Origin of the sequence: Streptomyces sp. YIM 98790 (assembly GCF_011421595.1) — a bacterium.
GTDB lineage: Bacteria > Actinomycetota > Actinomycetes > Streptomycetales > Streptomycetaceae > Streptomyces.
Map to the genome: position 1 here is coordinate 1 of NZ_WTLH01000054.1, position 17,069 is coordinate 17,069.

The 17,069-nt window shown below is 69.5% G+C and carries 13 protein-coding genes and 2 pseudogenes; 13 read left to right on the forward strand and 2 right to left on the reverse strand.

Translation table 11 applies throughout. The features are described 5' to 3' along the window. A partial coding sequence (locus GQS09_RS30955) for a transposase (RefSeq protein WP_207957726.1) occupies positions 1-322 on the reverse strand: 322 nt, incomplete at its 3' end. On the opposite strand from GQS09_RS30955, the gene GQS09_RS11940 reads away from it, so the two are divergent. The 12 genes and pseudogenes from GQS09_RS11940 (at position 311) to GQS09_RS11995 (ending at position 14,937) form a co-directional block, all read left to right on the forward strand. After that, entirely contained in the window at positions 311-1,315 is a 1,005-nt protein-coding gene (locus tag GQS09_RS11940; RefSeq protein ID WP_165986011.1) for a hypothetical protein, read from the forward strand. The genes GQS09_RS30955 and GQS09_RS11940 overlap by 12 nt on opposite strands. After that, a complete protein-coding gene (locus GQS09_RS11945; protein ID WP_165986012.1) occupies positions 1,312-2,148 on the forward strand; it encodes an NAD(P)-dependent oxidoreductase in 837 nt (278 codons plus the stop codon). The genes GQS09_RS11940 and GQS09_RS11945 overlap by 4 nt, the downstream gene beginning before the upstream one ends. A 395-nt stretch (positions 2,149-2,543) precedes the next feature. Further along, positions 2,544-4,835: a restriction endonuclease gene (locus GQS09_RS11950; RefSeq protein ID WP_165986013.1), complete on the forward strand. Its 2,292-nt coding sequence runs from the start codon at positions 2,544-2,546 to the stop codon at positions 4,833-4,835. 998 nt (positions 4,836-5,833) lie between these two features. Beyond that, complete coding sequence (locus GQS09_RS11955) at positions 5,834-6,112, forward strand: CopG family transcriptional regulator (RefSeq protein ID WP_165986014.1); 279 nt, start codon at positions 5,834-5,836, stop codon at positions 6,110-6,112. Further along, a complete protein-coding gene (locus GQS09_RS11960) occupies positions 6,109-6,534 on the forward strand; it encodes a PIN domain-containing protein (protein WP_165986015.1) in 426 nt (141 codons plus the stop codon). Before GQS09_RS11955 ends, GQS09_RS11960 begins: the two co-directional genes overlap by 4 nt. 563 nt (positions 6,535-7,097) lie before the next feature. Then, positions 7,098-8,570, forward strand: a complete 1,473-nt coding sequence (locus GQS09_RS11965) for an ATP-binding protein (protein ID WP_165986016.1) — start codon at positions 7,098-7,100, stop codon at positions 8,568-8,570. 887 nt (positions 8,571-9,457) lie between these two features. Then, positions 9,458-10,669, forward strand: coding sequence for a PP2C family protein-serine/threonine phosphatase (locus GQS09_RS11970; RefSeq protein WP_313896105.1), 1,212 nt, complete (start codon positions 9,458-9,460; stop codon positions 10,667-10,669). A 63-nt stretch (positions 10,670-10,732) separates the two neighbouring features. Further along, positions 10,733-10,903, forward strand: coding sequence for a hypothetical protein (locus GQS09_RS11975; protein ID WP_165986018.1), 171 nt, complete (start codon positions 10,733-10,735; stop codon positions 10,901-10,903). A 23-nt stretch (positions 10,904-10,926) separates the two neighbouring features. After that, positions 10,927-11,253, forward strand: coding sequence for a hypothetical protein (locus GQS09_RS11980; protein ID WP_399552492.1), 327 nt, complete (start codon positions 10,927-10,929; stop codon positions 11,251-11,253). A gap of 377 nt (positions 11,254-11,630) precedes the next feature. Beyond that, positions 11,631-13,627: pseudogene (gene helR, locus GQS09_RS11985) on the forward strand (RNA polymerase recycling motor ATPase HelR); the annotation flags it as partial. Between the two features lie 2 nt (positions 13,628-13,629). Beyond that, positions 13,630-13,986: pseudogene (locus tag GQS09_RS11990) on the forward strand (AAA family ATPase); the annotation flags it as partial. 129 nt (positions 13,987-14,115) lie between these two features. Then, positions 14,116-14,937, forward strand: coding sequence for an SAM-dependent methyltransferase (locus GQS09_RS11995; RefSeq protein ID WP_165986019.1), 822 nt, complete (start codon positions 14,116-14,118; stop codon positions 14,935-14,937). 153 nt (positions 14,938-15,090) lie between these two features. On the opposite strand, the gene GQS09_RS12000 is transcribed toward GQS09_RS11995, so the two are convergent. Then, entirely contained in the window at positions 15,091-15,474 is a 384-nt protein-coding gene (locus tag GQS09_RS12000) for a MarR family transcriptional regulator (RefSeq protein ID WP_165986020.1), read from the reverse strand. 86 nt (positions 15,475-15,560) lie between these two features. On the opposite strand from GQS09_RS12000, the gene GQS09_RS12005 reads away from it, so the two are divergent. Beyond that, complete coding sequence (locus tag GQS09_RS12005) at positions 15,561-17,066, forward strand: MFS transporter (RefSeq protein ID WP_165986021.1); 1,506 nt, start codon at positions 15,561-15,563, stop codon at positions 17,064-17,066. Positions 17,067-17,069 lie beyond the last annotated feature (3 nt).

A 17,069-nucleotide genomic window follows, 5' to 3' on the forward strand; every position in this document is an offset into this window, starting at 1 on the left:
TGTCGAGTTCCCTGGCGACGTGCGCGATCGGCCGGCTCGACTTGAGAGCCAGATGGACTGCTTCTTCTCGGAACTCCGGTGAATATCTACTGGGTGGTGCCACGTGCTTACTTTCTCGTCGTGCTCGGGGGGACATCCTATTGGGTCCCTGTCCGGAGACTTCGAGGCACCTCAGTTCCAGGTACCGGTGAGCCACCTCTTCCAGCCGGCGCAGCATGGCAGCGAACGAGCCCGCCCCGGCGAAACCGGCCGACAGGCAACCGCGTTGCAGAGCGGCTTCTACCAGCCAGGCATGGAGGACGCAGTTTCGATGGCTGCTCATGAATCCGCACGATTCGTGGCCCGGGTCGAGCAATCCAACGTGGGCCCGCACACGCTGGAGCAACTGCGTGCGGACATCCAGCGCATCATCTACACGTACCCGAACCGGCCGATCATGCCCCTCTTCCTGGAAGTACGGGAACTGCGAAACCGGGCCTTCGAATTGCTGGAGGGACGGCAGCCTCCGCAGTACACCAAGGAGCTCTACCTGGCCGCCGGAACGCTGTGCGGAATCCTGGCGAACGCATCCTTCGATCTCGGCCAGTACGGCCCGGCCGAGACACAGGCCCGGACCGCCTTCCTCTGCGGCGAACTCGCCGGGCACAACGGCCTGCGAGCCTGGGTCCGGGGCATGCAGGCCCTGATCGCTTACTGGGACGAGCGCCCCCAGGACGCGGTCCGCCTGGCGCTTTCAGGGCAGGAGTTCACACCCGAAGAAGGAACCGCGCACATCCGTCTGGCCAGCATCTCCGCCCGAGCCCTGGCAAGGCTCGGCCGCCACGAGGAAGCCCTGTCCCACCTCCAGACCGCTGAACGCCACAGGCAGTCCTATGCCGGACCCGAGGACGACGGCAACATGATGGCCTTCCCCGGCGCCAAGCAGTCCCTCTACGCGAGCACCACGCACCTGTGGATCGGCACGGACAACGCCTGCGTCTCGGCCGAACGCGAAGCAGCGGCAGCCATCGACACCTACGAGGCCGCACCTCCTGAGCAGCGTCGCCTCGGCGAGCTGTCACTGGCGCGCATGGACCTCGCCCATGCCCGGCTCCAGCAGCGCGAGATCGACGGCGCCGCGGAACAGCTCCAGGTCGTCCTGGCCGTGGAGGCCCGCCGCAGGACAGCAAGCGTGGGCCGGCGGCTGGAGCAGTTCGGCCGTCGGCTCGCCCTGACGCCGGCAGCCCGTACGCCTCTCGGGCTCACGATGTCCGACAGCATCGCCGCCTACCATGAGCAGCCCGCCCGCTCTCTCCCCGGAGGCTCAGCACCGTGACCACCGTGACGCTGCTCCATCCCGGAGACATGGGGTCGGCCGTCGGCGAGCAGGCCCGCCGCATCGGCACCCGCGTGCTGTGGGTTCTCACCGGCCGCAGCGCGAGCACGAAGGCCCGCGCCGAAGCCGCCGGACTGACCCCCGCGCCCAACCTGGCCTCCGCCCTCGCCGAGAGCGACATCGTGCTGTCCATCTGCCCACCCGCGGCAGCCGAAGACGTCGCCGGCCTGGTCGCCTCTCACGACTTCCACGGCATCTACGTCGACGCCAACGCCATCAGCCCGCAGCGCATGCAGCGCATCGCCGCCCACCTCGAAACCTGCGGCGCCGTGCCGGTGGACGGCTCCATCTTCGGACCGCCCCCACGCGGTACGAAGACCGCCCGCCTCTACCTCGCGGGCCCCGCAACCGCAGTCCACCGGGTCGAGTCACTCTTCACCGGCACACAAGTCACGCCACAGATCCTCAACAAGCCCCTGGGCTCAGCCTCAGCCCTGAAGATGGCCTTCGCCGGCTACCAGAAAGCCGCCCGCGCTCTGGCCACCGTCTCCCACGCTCTCGCCCAGGAACACGGCGTCACAGAAGAACTGACAGCCGAGGGACGCACCATGGCCGCAGCCATCCTCGCCGACGTCGACTACCTCCCCAGCGTGGCCGCCCGCGCCTGGCGCTGGGCCCCGGAGATGCAAGAGGTAGCCGACTCCCTCAAAGCCGCCGGACTGCCCTCCGACCTCGCCAAGGCAGCCAACTCAACACTGTCCCGGTGGAACCAGGACAAGGACAACTTCGACCTGTCCTTCCCAGAAGTCTTGGAACATCTGCGGAGCTCCTGAACTCCGGCCCGGCGCCGGGGCCTCAGCCGGACAGTCAGGGCTGGCAGCAAAGCCGACCTGCGAGGTGTGCGGAGAGGCAGCGGGCTGTCCTTCAGACGTTCCATCGCTGACCAGCTACCGAAATCCACCTGGCACTGACAACGGCGGCCTCCGACTGCCGCGCTTCGCTCATGCACCGACCTGCATGGACAGCCCTGTGGCCGAGCGCGTACATCGGCACTTTCTTCATGCGGCGCCCCGCACGAGTACGCGGCGATGCGCCGCAAGGCAACCCACTACCAGATGCATTTCGAACGCCTCAACCGAACACCCAAAAGCTGCACCAGGGCACTTCCTGACTGCAATGATCGGCGTACCCATCAGCGTCCTGACAAGATCCATTGCGAGGAAGACCCATGTCCCAACCCCAGCTACCAGGCCCTGAAAATTTTCCTACACCGCTCCCCTGGCTGGCACGAGCCGGAAGCTCACCCTACGTTCCCGGCACTCCATCAGAGATCATCGGCAATCTCAGCGCGCTTTTGCAAGACATCGCGAAAGATGGAATGCTCGACCGTCCGTTCACATGGCCCACCACCGACAGCCCAGTTCCACTGCGAAAGGTGGTGCATGCACTGGGCGCTTGTGGGCTGCTCTCACGGGAGGGCCGTCCTACACGCCTGATTCTTTCCGACGAGGCAAAGTATTTCCTCGAATCCGGAGACGACCTCTATCTCATCGCCGTAATTCACGCAAATGTCAGATTCATTGGTGAAGCTCTCGTCGGACTTCGGGATGGTCTTCTGCATAACGAGTTGAACGACTTTGCGGACCAAGAATACGGCCTAAAGTGGAGCTCACTCGACCAGGTCCGTCGACGCGTGTACTGGCTGCGAGGAGCCAAGCTCGTCGACTACTGGAGCAACGGCAAAGTCGTCCTCACCGAACGCGGACAGCAGTTCCTGGGACGCCTGACACTGGCCCACCCGGATCACCTTCCGCACCGCCGCCGGACTTCCGCATCTTCGCCTGCCCTGCCTCCGCCACCGGCCCTACTGGCCGCTCACCTCGCCAATGTGGACCAAGCCACATTGCGATCGCGAAAGCGTTCGATGGGATACGTTGCGGGTGGTGGGCGAGTGGAGGTGTTGGCCCGCCTTGCGAATGCGGCCGTGCCGGACATCACGCGAAGTGACTTCAAGAAATTCTGCGTCGAAGAATTCGGCATTCTGGAATCCTCGGCCGAGCAAACACTGGGTACATTGCGCTCGTTTGGCCTTCTGACCCAGGTGGGCACCGATACGTTCGCGGCAACCGAACTGGCCGCGAGCTGTCTAGCCAGCGACGAGGCTCTGGACTTTGTCCGTCTGCTGCACCTCCATGTCGCCTTGCTAGGGGAGACTCTCGACGCACTGGAAGAAGAGGAGCACTCGTCCGCGCTCCTGCGCGTCCTTGCGGAGCGATACCCCCACGTGCAGCTTGTCCGCGATGACGTCACCCGCCGCCTTGCGCTGTTTCTGGAGACCGGCCTGGCCGAGCGGATCGGACAAGCCGTCCGAAGGACGGAGTTGGGGGCTGCGCTGGCGCGAACGTTGCCGATGCTCGAACGTGCAGACTCCATCGATTTGGTCCGCACCGATCAAGTCAGCGTCCGAGGAGACTCCGACGTAGAGGCGTGTGCAATGACCAATAATGGTCTGCACGGCGTCGCATCGGTGGCGTCCGAGGTCGTGCAGGCAGCCACTGACAGCACCGATTACCAGCGATTCGAGCGGGCTGTCGCCGCAGCCTTCCGTGCGCTTGGTGTCGATGTGGAGACACACAGTGGGCCCAAGAAGACCGATGCGATCATCGGGCTGTGGCGGTCACCGATAGACCGGCTACGCATCGCGGTGGAGGCCAAAACTGACGGCGCCGGACTGGTGACTGATCAGGATGTTAAGTTCTGGCGGTTGGGCGAGCACCGTGAGCACCATCAAGCACAGGGCACGGTACTGGTCGGACCCCAGTTCGATGGCCGGATTGTGCAGGAAGCGGCAAAGGAGAAGGTGGCTCTACTCACCGCGCGGGAGCTGGCGAGCGCCGTAATGCGGCACGGCCGTACGCCACTGGCCCCGCGCGAAATCGCGACACTGGTAACGGTGGGGCAGCCAGACACGCTGGAGCGCACTTGGCAGGAGGCGGAGCGGCGGCAAGAGGTCCTGCGTCTGGTTCTGGACACGCTTTGGAAGAGCGGGAACGATCCAGTCGACATCGAGTATTCCTCCGGAGCGCTCGGCATCCGGGACATCTGGCGGGAAACCAAGGGAACGGCTGAGACCCCCCTTGAGAGAAACGAGATCGAAGAGGCACTGACCTTCCTTGGCACACCCTTCGTTGCTGGCGTGGCGCGGCAGGACAGCGATCATGTCGTGACGGCGTCCCCCTCTCTGATCGCCGCCCGACTGCGTGCACTGGCCGCCGCGATTGAATCGAGCGGTGCGGAGCGCTCTGCTGGAGATCCCACGAGGGCTGGATCACCCGCTTTCCCGCCGCCCCACTCCAAGCCAGAGCATGGGTCGGCGCCATGGCAGCATCAGTGCTCCGGTGGCATTACGGCTTCCCTCGTGCGGGCTTGGGCCAAGGCCCAAGGGCGCTCGGTGAGTGAACGCGGCAAGCTGCCGGCAAGCCTGATCAGGGAGTATAAGCAGGCCCACGACCTCGGATGACTGGCTGATCAGTGTGAGGTGGTACTTGATCGGGATCGGGGGCGATGGCCCCCATCACGCGCGGCACCGAAAGCGGAGAGGCCACAGAGCCAGCAACCGCGCGCCCGAGTTCAGGTCTCAGTTCTGGTCTCATTCACTGCCGTCCGGGGGCGTACGGGGGTGCTGGACGGGGCGGCTCCTTTGCAGGTCAGGACGGTCGCGGGCGGGGGTGGACGGGTGGGCGGACAGTTGGAAAGCGTGTTGGGGGCAACCCCTCACGAGTTCGAATCTCGTATCCTCCGCCACCGCCTGAACAGGCGAAACGAGGACCCCGGACCGCTTCAGCGGCCGGGGTCCTCGGCGTGTCCTGGTCTCACTTTGAGTCTCATTCACTTCCGGCATACGCGACATTCTGTACGGGATGCTGAATACCAGGGGCGGCCGGTGAGGTACCTCCGACTGCGAGGGTCGCGGCGCCACGGNTCTCGTATCCTCCGCCACCGCCTGAACAGGCGAAACGAGGACCCCGGACCGCTTCAGCGGCCGGGGTCCTCGGCGTGTCCTGGTCTCACTTTGAGTCTCATTCACTTCCGGCATACGCGACATTCTGTACGGGATGCTGAATACCAGGGGCGGCCGGTGAGGTACCTCCGACTGCGAGGGTCGCGGCGCCACGGACACGGATGCCCCCTGCTCCGCGTCGGCGGAGGGGCGGCCTCGCCTCTGTTTTGGTGCTGCCGCACCCCGGAGTCCGAAGGCGGCATGACTGCAAGTCGGAGGGCTGGATCAGCATCCGGATGGCGCTCGGCCTACATCGCAACACGCCCCCCTTGGCCACCGCATGCCGCTGGAGGTTCTGCGCCACAGGGGTCGCCAGCCCGCACGATCGCACCATCGATCCCCATGGCCTCCATCACGTCGACGACAGAGCCTCACAGATTGCTCATTGGCCTGCCGCATCTGAACTGATCGCAGCGCCCCCTGGTAAGGGCGCATACACCAAGAGTATGGTTTCTTGTATGGCTACCAAGAAAGTGACGGTGACGATCCCCGAGGATCTCCTGGACGAGATTCGCACCGAGGCGGCTGAACGAGGACTCTCGGCGTATGTCGCCGAAGCGCTGCGGTTCAAGCGCGACCGGGACCGTCTGCTGGAGCTGGTCGACTGGCTGCAGGAGGAACACGGCCCGGTCACCCTGGACGAGCGCGCGGCTGCGTTCGAGGAGCTGAAGGATCTCGACGCCGAACACGAGCGCCGCCGCGCTGCCGGAGAACACGAGGCCGGAGAGGCTGCGTGAAGAAGCGGGCCGGTGCGTACGGGCAGCGGCCATTGCGCGTCTTCGTACTCGACTGCGAGGCCCTGTCCCTCGCTGTACGTGGCGACCGGAAGATGATGGCCTGGCTCGACCTCGCCGCCCGGGGCGAAGCCGAGGTGGTCACGTCCCCTATGACGCTGGTCGAGGCGTACGACGGCAGAACCACCGAGCAGCGCTGGGACTGGGTGCTCTCCCGGCTCAAGGTCGCCGACATCGGGAAAGACGAGGCCCGCCAGGCCCGCCGGCTCCTGGCCGACGCGAAGCTCCACGGCCACAAGTACGCGATCGACGCGGTGCTCGCCATCGTCGCCCGACAGCAGAAGGGGCAGGTCACCGTCTTTACCTCCGACGTGGACGACCTGGAGAAGCTGGTCCCGGAGACCATCGTCGTCAGAAAGGTCTGACCCGACGCCCTGGTCTCGGTTCTGGTCTCATTCACGCTCATCCAGCGCCGTCCGGGACGCCCGGCGCCGCTTGCTCAGCCGCAGGTCAGTACGCCCCCGTCCTTCGCCGGACGGGCGGGCGGACAGGTGGAAAGCGTGTTGGGTTCACACCCTCACGAGTTCGAATCTCGTATCCTCCGCCACCGCCTGAACAGGCGAAACGAGGACCCCGGACCGCTTCAGCGGCCGGGGTCCTCGGCGTGCCCTGGTCTCAGTTTCGGTCTCACTTATTTCCGACATTCAGGGCATACCTCCCGCNCCCTCACGAGTTCGAATCTCGTATCCTCCGCCACCGCCTGAACAGGCGAAACGAGGACCCCGGACCGCTTCAGCGGCCGGGGTCCTCGGCGTGCCCTGGTCTCAGTTTCGGTCTCACTTATTTCCGACATTCAGGGCATACCTCCCGCTCGATCGAAGCGGCTCGCCCTCTGGTGCCACCCTCAGACTCCGCCCGAGGACCGCACCAGCGCGGCTATATAGGGGTACGATTTAGGGAACCATACTTCTACCTCTAGGGGTGGTGCATGGACAAGCCCGCCGAGATGTTCGACCGGGACTACGAGTGGTCGGCGCTGAGCCGGTTCATCGCCGACCCGCAGCCGGGCGCGACCCTCGGAGTGGTGACCGGGCGTCGCCGCCAGGGCAAGACCTTCCTTCTCGACGCTGCCTGCCGTGCCGCCGGGGGATTCTATTTCGGAGCGACCGAAGCCGCCGACGCCGAGTCGCTGCGCCGGATCAGCGCCGCGTTGACCGCCCACGCCCGCCCCGCCAGCCCGTTCCACTTCGCCAATTGGGCAGAGGCCGTCGACGCGCTGCTCGCCCTCGGCTCCGAGCGGCCCGTCCCCGTAGTGATCGACGAGTTTCCGTACCTTGCCAAGGCCAACCCGGAACTGCCCTCGATCATCCAGGAGGCCCTGCGCCCCCTGCGTGACCAGCGCACCGGCTCACGCACCAGGCTGCTGCTGTGCGGCTCGGCGCTGTCCTTCATGGGCCGGCTGTTGTCGGGCAACGCCCCCCTGCGGGGGCGGGCAGGGCTCGAGCTGGTCGTCCGCCCACTCGATCACCGACTCGCCGCCGAGTTCTGGGGCATCACCGACCCCCACCTGGCCATGAAGGTGAACGCGATCGTCGGCGGCACCCCCGCATACCGGCGGGAGTTCGCGCGCGGCGACACCCCCCGGGACCCGGACGACTTCGACGGCTGGGTTGTGCGCACCGTCCTCAATCCCGAGACCCCCCTCTTCCGCGAGGCCCGCTACCTGCTCGCCGAAGAACCCGACCTCCGCGACACCGCCCTGTACCTGTCCGTCCTGGCCGCCGTCGCCGACGGCAACGCCACACGCGGAGGCATGGCCGGCTATCTGGAACGCAAGGCCACCGACATCGCGCATCCCATCAACGTCCTCGAAGACGCCGGGCTGCTGCACCGGGACGCCGACGCCTTCCGCGACAACCGGCCCACGTACCGCATCGCGGAACCCTTGATCGGCTTCTACCACGCGATCATGCGCCCGGTCTGGGACCAGCTCGAACGCCCCGGCAGTGCGCCACGGGTCTGGCAAGCCAGCCGTCGGCGCTTCGTCAGCAACGTCCTGGGACCCCACTTCGAACAGGTCTGCCGCGACTGGGCCCTCCATCACGCCGACCCCGAACTGCTGGGCGGCCTGCCCGCCCGCGTCGGGCACGGCGTGGTCCACGAGCCCAAGGCCCGAATCGGCCATGAGGTCGATGTGGCGGTCATCGGCGTCGCCGACGGCGCCAGACCGCCGCTCCTGGCCATCGGAGAGGCCAAGTGGAACGACACCATGGGTCTGGCCCACATCGACCGCCTCCGGCACATCCGCGACCTCGTCGCCCGGACCGGACGCTACGACACGAGCGGCACCCGGCTTGTCTGCTTCAGCGGAGCGGGTTTCAACGACAAGGCACACGCCGCGGCGGAAGCCGACCCCGAAATCCAGCTGATCGACCTGGCGACCCTCTACGGCCAGGTTTGACAAAGAGCGCCACACGTCCCTGGCCGGCATCCGCACTCGACGAGTCGTACCTCCCCGGGCACGGCCTCAGCGAGCACGGCAAGGACAGCGCCTCGGGACCGGGCTCGGGCGCCGGGCGCGCATCCCGCCGGCTCAGCCTCAGCACGTCGCATCGACCCTCGGCAGCCGACGCCCGGGCGGACGCCGTTGACAGTGCCTGCTCGGCACAGAAGTACCTCACCGCCATGCTCGGAAACGACAGCGTGAGAACGTAAGAACACACCGAGTTGCAGGGCTGACCCCTCCTGGACCGCGGCCACGGCTCCCACGGGGGCAGCACCGTTCGAATCTCGTCTCCGCCGCCGCCGCTGACCAGCGGAAACGAAGGGGCCGACCGCCCCGCGGCCGGCCCCTTCGCCGTTCTCCCGGTGTCAGCTGCCACGCTTCGAGCCCTTCAGGCCACAATCCCCGGGCCCGGTCCTGCCTGCCCTGTACCGATCCGACAGTGGCGAGGGCACTGATGACCGCTTCCCTCCCCCGCTTGCGGGCTCCGGAGACGAGCGCGACCACCGGCTCGTGATCATCGGCGGACTTCGACAGGCCTCGCAATCGAGAACAACCGTGCCTCCGTGGTCGGCTTGCGGCGGGCCACTGTCCCTCCTCGGCGAGAACCTCGTCGACGGTCTGGCGCGCCCGCTGCTGCTCGGCCCCGGAGACCGGCCCTTGGTGGCGGTGCTCGTATGCTCCGCCCGGCTCCCTGGACCGCTGCTGCTGCTGTTCCGGGCTCGGACCGGTCGTGGACCGGGCCGGGGGCTGGCGTGTCTCGCCGGCCGGAGGGATGTCCCGGCAGTACCGTCCTGTCGAGACCTGTGGCACACCGTCCGTGGCGGAGAAAGCGAGGTCCGGGCGTGGCCGAGTCCGAAGGCGAGTTCGCGGCGCTGCTGGCAGCGGCGGAGTCCTCTTCCCCCGTCGACTCCGTGGATGTTCTCGCCGGGGAGCTGCGGCAGCGCTTCGGTGTCTCGGCGGCGTCCCTCCTGGTCACCGATGTCCTGGGCCAGACACTGGTCCGGGTCGGCGAGGGCGGCCGGAGCACCGAGCCGATCACGCTGCGGGGCAGCGTGTACGAGCAGGTGTTCCGCACCCAGCGACCGCACCAGGAACCGGCCCCCGCTCCCGGCGGGCACCGCCTGATCTTCCCGGTCACCAACCGCGGTGACCCGCTGGGCCTGCTGGAGGTGACCGTGCCCGGCGACCCCGGCGACCGGCTGCGGACGCAACTGGCGACCGCCGCCCATGCCCTGGCCTACGTCGTCGTCACCGACGGCCGCTTCACCGACCTCTACCACAGAAACCGGCGCACGACGGACGTGAGCCTGGCAGCAGAGATCCAGTACCACCTGCTGCCCTCGGCGCTGTGCTGCGAGGCGGCGCAGTTCGCCGTGGCCGGCGCCCTGGAACCGGCCGCCACCATCGGCGGGGACACCTTCGACTATTCCCTGGACCGCCACACCGTCCAGCTCTCGGTGACCGATGCCATGGGCCACAACGTGGCCGCGGCGCTCCTGGCCACCCTGCTGGTGAGTGCGCTTCGCGAGGGCCGCCGCGCCGGTGCCGGTCTGGCCGAACAGGCCCGGCGGGCCCACCAGGCCGTCCTCGATCACGGCATGGGCGCCATGGCGACGGGGCAGCTGATACGTGTGGATCTCCGCGCCGGCCGCGCGGAGCTGGTCAATGCGGGCCATCCCCGGCCGCTCCGGCTGCGCGGCGGCACCGTGGAGGAGATCGCCCTCGCGGCCGATCTGCCGTTCGGCGTCGCGTCGTCGGGTGCCTACCGCGTGCAGGACGTGGAGCTGCGGCCGGGTGACCGGCTGATCATGCTGACCGACGGGATGCAGGAGCGCAGCGCCACCGAGGTCGATCTGCCCGCGCTCATCGCCGGTACCCGGGAGCTGCACCCGCGGGAGGCGGTCCGTGCCCTGGCCGGGGCCGTGGCCGACGCCGCCGAGGGCCGTCTCACCGACGACGCCACCGTGATGTGCCTGGACTGGTACGGCCCGCAGGGTGTCCGCCGGGACGCGGAGACCGGTGCGAACCTGCGCCGGACCTCACGGCGGCAGTAGGGTCGGAAGAGGGCGATCCGCACGCCGGCCTGCCGTGCGGGTCCGGTCCTCTCCCCGTGAGCAATGGAAGTGATCGCCGTGGACATGGTCATCACGGTCGCCGTCGTACTGGCAGTGATCGTCCTCGCTCTCTTCATCGCCCGCCGCCGGAACGCCTCATCGGCGGGCCGCCCGGCCAGGCAGCCCCGACTGTCCCGCCGTCGCCGTTCGGGCGGCTCTCGCCGTCTGCGCTGAGGCGCCCCACGGAAGGACTTCCTGTGCATTCCCCACCACACCGCAAGGGCGGGACGGATTCCTCGCTGCCCGCACCCGGACTGGCCGAGGTCCGCATCGTCGCCGCCTCGGCAGAGGCGGCACGGGAGGTCGCCGAGGTCATCCGCCATCACTTCAGGGGGGCGGAACAGCGCAGCTACCCCGCCGGGGCGGGCAGCACCGGCACCCGCCTCCACCTGACGGTGGACACCACCGCGGCGGGTCACCGGTCCGCCAGGGAGGCGTCGGACACCTCGGCCCCGCATGCCGACGAGATCCGCAGCGCGGGCACCGCCGCGTCCCGCCCGGAGCGGCAGCCGGAAGCACCATGACATCCACGGCTCATCGCTGAGCGGTTCCCACGGCACAAGGCAAAGGCCGAAGCAAAGAGAAAGGCAAGGAGGTCGTTTGCTCCTTGCCGNGAAAGGCAAGGAGGTCGTTTGCTCCTTGCCGCTTTCAACCTATAGCGCACCGGGGGCCTTGCGGCAAGACCCGGGGTGTGCTGCAGAATCTCCGGCCTGAGCCAGAACCTGCGGAAATCTGCGGATCGCGCAGTACGTGCGTGCTTGTCGCCGTATGGGGCTCGGGGGGACAGGAAACCTTCGGCGGGACGCGTGTGCCGGGGTCTTCGGCCGTGCCGCCGGGGCCCGGTCGCCGCGGGGCCCGTTCTCCCGCGGCCTCCGGGGCGCGCCCGGCCGCAGCCGAACCCATGATCGGAGCCGATGCCGTGAACGCCACGACCACCAGCGCGTTCGACCTTCCCGAGCGCCTCTCGCACAAGGCCGGTCCGGCGCTGATCGCCCGTGACGAGCAGCACCTCGCGGCCGTCGCGGCGTGTCTGGAGCAGACGGTCGCCGAGCTGTCCGACCGCCTTGCCGCCGAGCGCAGGGCGCCCGGCGGCAAGGGCCGGCAGGCGATGGACCGGGACGCGGAGATCCACCGGCTGACCGCCCGCCTGCGCACGCTGCGCCGGTTCGGCCTGGACCTGTGCCTGGGGCGCATGGTCCCCGCGGACGATTCCGAGCCGGTGTACATCGGACGGCTCGGCCTCACGGACGGCGCGGGCCGCCGGCTGCTGCTCGACTGGCGCTCCCCCGCGGCCGAGCCGTTCTTCGGAGCGACCCACGCCAACCCGATGGGGCTGGCGAGCCGCCGCAGGTACCGCTGGACGCGCGGCCGGATCAGCGACTACTGGGACGAGGTGTTCACCCCGGAGGGGCTGGAGGGGCATGCCGCGCTCGACGACCAGTCCGCCTTCATCGCCGGCCTGGGCGGTCACCGGTCGGCACGGATGCGGGACGTGCTGGGCACCATCCAGGCCGATCAGGACGCCATCATCCGGGCCGGTTCGCGCGGCGCGCTGGTGGTCGACGGCGGCCCGGGTACGGGGAAGACCGTCGTCGCCCTGCACCGCGCCGCCTACCTGCTGCACTCCGATCCCCGCCTCGGTCGCCGCCGGGGCGGCGTGCTCGTCGTCGGCCCGCACCGGCCGTACCTGGGCTATGTGGCGGATGTCCTGCCAAGCCTCGGCGAGGAGGGCGTGCAGATGTGCACCCTGCGCGACCTCGTCGCCGAGGGAGCCGGGGCCGTGGCCGAGACCGATCCGGAGGTGGCCCGGCTGAAGTCGTCCGCGGACATGGTGAAGGCGATCGAGACGGCCGTCAGGTTCTACGAGGAACCGCCCGCCGGGGAGACGACGGTCGAGACCGACTGGTGCGACATCCGGCTGACCGCCGACGACTGGGCCGTGGCGTTCGAGGCGGCGGAACCCGGTGCCCCGCACAACGAGGCGCGCGACCAGATCTGGGAGGAGCTGCTCACCGTGCTGGTGGACAGGTACGGGGACGACGCCCCGGCCGGCCCGCTCCGGATGTCGCTGCTGCGCAGCAGGGAGCTGCGCGCCGCCTTCGGCCGCGCGTGGCCGCTGCTGGAGGCGGCCGACCTCGTCGGGGACCTGTGGTCGGTGCCCGCCTACCTGCGGATGTGCGCCCCCTGGCTCGGCCCTGACGAGGTCCGGAAGCTGCAGCGCAAGGACGTCCGGGCCTGGACGGTGTCCGACCTGCCGCTCCTGGACGCGGCGCGGCAGCGGCTCGGCGACCCGGAGGCGTCGCGGCGCAGGCACCGGCACGACGCCTCGGTCGCCGCCGAACGCGCGCGCATGGCCGGTGTCATCGAGCACCTGCTGGAGGCCGATGACGACGGTGAGGGCGCGGTGACCATGCTGCTCGGGCAGGACCTGCGGGACACCCTGGCCGAGGGGTACGCGCCGCCGGCCGCGGAGCCGGACCGGCTCGCCGGGCCGTTCGCGCACATCGTCGTGGACGAGGCGCAGGAACTGACCGACGCCGAGTGGCAGATGCTGCTGCTCCGCTGCCCGTCCCGGAGCTTCACCGTCGCCGGGGACCGTGCGCAGGCCAGGCGCGGTTTCACGGAGTCGTGGCGGGAACGGCTGGAGCGGGTGGGGCTGGACCGGATCACCCTGGCGTCCCTGAGCATCAACTACCGGACGCCGGAAGAGATCATGGCGGAGGCCGAGCCGGTCATCCGGGCGGTGCTCCCGGACGCGAATGTGCCGGTCTCCATCCGCAGGGGCGGGGTCCCGGTCGTCCGCGGATCGGCGGCGGATCTGGACACGGTCCTCGACGACTGGCTCGCCGCCCATGCCGAGGGGATGGCGTGCGTCATCGGCGATCCCGCGTTCCGGGGNGATCATGGCGGAGGCCGAGCCGGTCATCCGGGCGGTGCTCCCGGACGCGAATGTGCCGGTCTCCATCCGCAGGGGCGGGGTCCCGGTCGTCCGCGGATCGGCGGCGGATCTGGACACGGTCCTCGACGACTGGCTCGCCGCCCATGCCGAGGGGATGGCGTGCGTCATCGGCGATCCCGCGTTCCGGGGGAGGTCCCGTGTCCGGTCGCTGGCCCCGGAGCTGGCGAAGGGGCTGGAGTTCGACCTGGTCGTGCTCGTCGATCCGCAAGGGTTCGGCGAGGGCGTCGAAGGAGCGGTCGACCGCTATGTCGCGATGACCCGGGCGACCGGGCGGCTCGTCATCCTCACCAGCCCCTGACGCCGGCCGGCCGCCTCAAGGCCGACGCGCTGTCCCGCGCGGGCGGGACGGGAAGGGGTTACGCGCGGGAGGCGGGCGGCGCTACGTTGGGCGGCGACAGCGGCACCCGGCAGGGCGGGGGATCTGGCGATGGCACAGCATGCGGACGGCACCGGCGGGCGGATCTCCGGGATCGACACCTCGGTGCCGCATTCGGCGCGCATCTGGAACTACTGGCTGGGCGGCAAGGACAACTACCCCGCCGACCGGGCGATGGGCGAGCAGATCCTCGCGTACTTCCCGGAAATCGTGGAGAACGCCCGCGGCAACCGGTACTTCCTGTGCCGTGCGGTCCGGTATCTGGCCGGGGAGGCCGGCATCCGGCAGTTCCTGGACATCGGCACCGGGCTGCCCACGGTGGACAACACCCATCAGGTCGCGCAGCGGATCGCCCCCGAATGCCGGATCGTCTACGTCGACAACGACCCGCTGGTGCTGGCCCACGCCCGGGCCCTGCTCTCCAGCGCCCCGGAGGGCGCCACCGCCTACCTGGACGCCGACGTGCGCGATCCGGAGGGCATTCTCCGGGCCGCCGCGGCGACGCTGGACTTCACCCGGCCGGTCGCGCTGATGCTGCTGGGCATCATGCAGTTCGTCGAGGACACCGGCCAGGCGTACGACATCGTGCGGCGCCTGATGGACGCGCTGCCCGCAGGCAGCCATCTCGTCCTCTCCCACCCCACCAACGCCGTCCGCGGTGCCCGGATGGACGAGGCCGTACGGCAGTGGAACGACGGCGGCGGCTCGCCCCGGCTCAGTCTGCGCACCCCCGAGCAGGTCGCCCGCTTCTTCGACGGGCTGGAGCTGCTGGATCCGGGGGTGGGCTCCACGGCGCTGTGGCGGCCGGAGCTCTTCGCCGCCGACGAGACCCGCCCGATCGACGACTTTGGCGGCATGGCCCGCAAGAACTGACCCGGAGCTCCGCCGGGAGCGCCGGCCCCGCCGGGGGAGGAGCCGGCCGCGATGCGCCGGTCTCCGAGCAGTGGGTCTCCGAGCAGTGGTTCTCCGGGCAGTGGTTCTCCGGGCAGTGGCCGCGGGCGGCCGCGCCCGGGGCCGCGTGGCCGGTCAGTCCTGGTGCAGGGTGCGGGCCAGGACGGAACGGTGCGTGGGGCGGGCCTCCTCGTAGAGGCGGCGGCCCCTGTCGGTGAGCAGCACGAAAATGCCGCGGCGGTCCATTTCGCACAGGGCGCGCTGGACCAGCCCGGCGCGCTCCAGCCGGGCGGTGAGCCGGGAGGCGGCGCTCTGGCTGAGCGGGACGGCCCCGGCCAGCTCGGCGGCGCGGCACTTGCCCCTTCCGCAGGCGGCGAGCTTCTCCAGGGCCTCGAACTCGCTGACGCCGATGGAGTGGCGCTGCTGGAGCTCACGCTCCAGGGCATTCCAGACCGCGGCATGACGGGCCAGCAGCGTGTGCCAGTCCGCCAGCAGCCTGCCTTCGTCCAGATCGCTCACGACGGGCAGAGTAACATGCGCGTGAATTTTATGCGAGCGCATTAAATGCGTTGGGATTAGATGCATGCGCATGTAGTGTCTCGCCCATGAGTTCATCCACGACCTCGACCTCGTGGGACGCCAGGCTGTGGGGCGTCCTGCTCACCGTCTCTCTCGTTGTCGGCCTCGATGCGCTCGACGTGTCGATGGTGGCGGTGGCGCTGCCCTCCATCCAGGACGACCTCGGGCTCTCCACCAGCGCACTGCAGTGGGTGGTCAGCGGCTACATCCTCAGCTACGGCGGCCTGCTGCTGCTCGGCGGACGCACCGCCGACCTGCTCGGACGCCGCCGCGTCTTCCTCTGGGCGGTCGGCATCTTCGCCGTCGCCTCGCTCCTCGGCGGCCTGGTGGACGACGGTGCCCTGCTGATCGCCAGCCGTCTGATCAAGGGTGCGGCGGCGGCCTTCACCGCCCCGGCCGCGCTCTCCCTGATCACCACCACGTTCGCCGAGGGGCCCGCCCGCAACCGGGCGCTGGGCATCTTCGCCGTCTTCGGCGCCAGCGGCTACTCGGCCGGACTGGTCTTCTCCGGGCTGCTGACCGGCGTCGGCTGGCGCTGGACCTTCTTCCTGCCGGTGCCGATAGCCCTGATCGCACTGGTCGCCGCGCAGCGGCTGCTGCCCCGGGACGTGCCCTCCGCGCGGCACGGGGGCGGCTACGACTTCCCCGGCGCGGTGACCGGCGTCGCCGCCATGCTCACCCTGGTCTACACGGTGGTGGAGGCACCCGAGACCGGCTGGTCCGCGCCCCGCACCCTGCTGCAGTTCCTGGCCGCCGCGGTCCTGCTCACCGCCTTCCTGCTGATCGAGGCGCGCAGCCGGCACCCGCTGATCCGGCTGGGCATCCTCCGCTCCGGCCCGCTGGCCCGCGCCAACCTCGGCGTCGCCGTCTTCTTCGGCGGCTACCTGGGCTTCCAGTTCGTGCTGATGCTCTACCTGCAGTCGGTGCTGGGCTGGTCGCCGCTGGAGACCGCGCTCGGCTTCCTGCCCGCGGCCCTGATCGTCGCCTTCGGCTCCCCGCGCATGGAGCCGCTGATCAACCGCTTCGGCACCGCGCGCACCATCGCGGGCGGCGTGGTGGCGCATCTCCTCGCCTACGTGCTGTTCCTCGTCCTGGACAGGGACCTGCCCTATGCGGCGGGCACCCTGCCCAGCATGATCCTGCTCGGCATCGGCTTCATGCTGGCCTTCGCCTCCTTCAACATCCAGGCCACCGCCGGCGTCCCGGACCACGAGCAGGGCCTGGCCGGCGGCCTGCTCAACACCTCGGTACAGGTCGGCGGGGCGCTCGGGCTGGCCGTGGTCACCGCGGTGCTGACCGCCAACGGCGAGGGCCGGGGACGGGAAGGCGCCGACGCGCTGCTGGCCGGCTTCGGCCCGGCGCTGTACACGGTCACCGGCTTCGCCGCGCTGGGCCTGGTCATCGCACTGTCCGGGACGCTCCGGCGCGGCGGCAAGAGCCCGGCGGGGCGGCCGGACCCGGTCGCGGCCGGCGCCGGGGCCGGGGACGGGGCCGGCCACCCGGCCGAGGCGGAACTCACCACCGTCCGCTGACCT

Bases quoted from the DNA above. Each gene is read 5' to 3' on its own strand.
- GQS09_RS11940 (WP_165986011.1), top strand. From the start codon at position 311: ATGGCTGCTCATGAATCCGCACGATTCGTGGCCCGGGTCGAGCAATCC.
- GQS09_RS11950 (WP_165986013.1), top strand. From the start codon at position 2,544: ATGTCCCAACCCCAGCTACCAGGCCCTGAAAATTTTCCTACACCGCTC.
- GQS09_RS11955 (WP_165986014.1), top strand. From the start codon at position 5,834: ATGGCTACCAAGAAAGTGACGGTGACGATCCCCGAGGATCTCCTGGAC.
- GQS09_RS11965 (WP_165986016.1), top strand. From the start codon at position 7,098: ATGGACAAGCCCGCCGAGATGTTCGACCGGGACTACGAGTGGTCGGCG.
- GQS09_RS11975 (WP_165986018.1), top strand. From the start codon at position 10,733: ATGGAAGTGATCGCCGTGGACATGGTCATCACGGTCGCCGTCGTACTG.
- GQS09_RS11995 (WP_165986019.1), top strand. From the start codon at position 14,116: ATGGCACAGCATGCGGACGGCACCGGCGGGCGGATCTCCGGGATCGAC.
- GQS09_RS12005 (WP_165986021.1), top strand. From the start codon at position 15,561: ATGAGTTCATCCACGACCTCGACCTCGTGGGACGCCAGGCTGTGGGGC.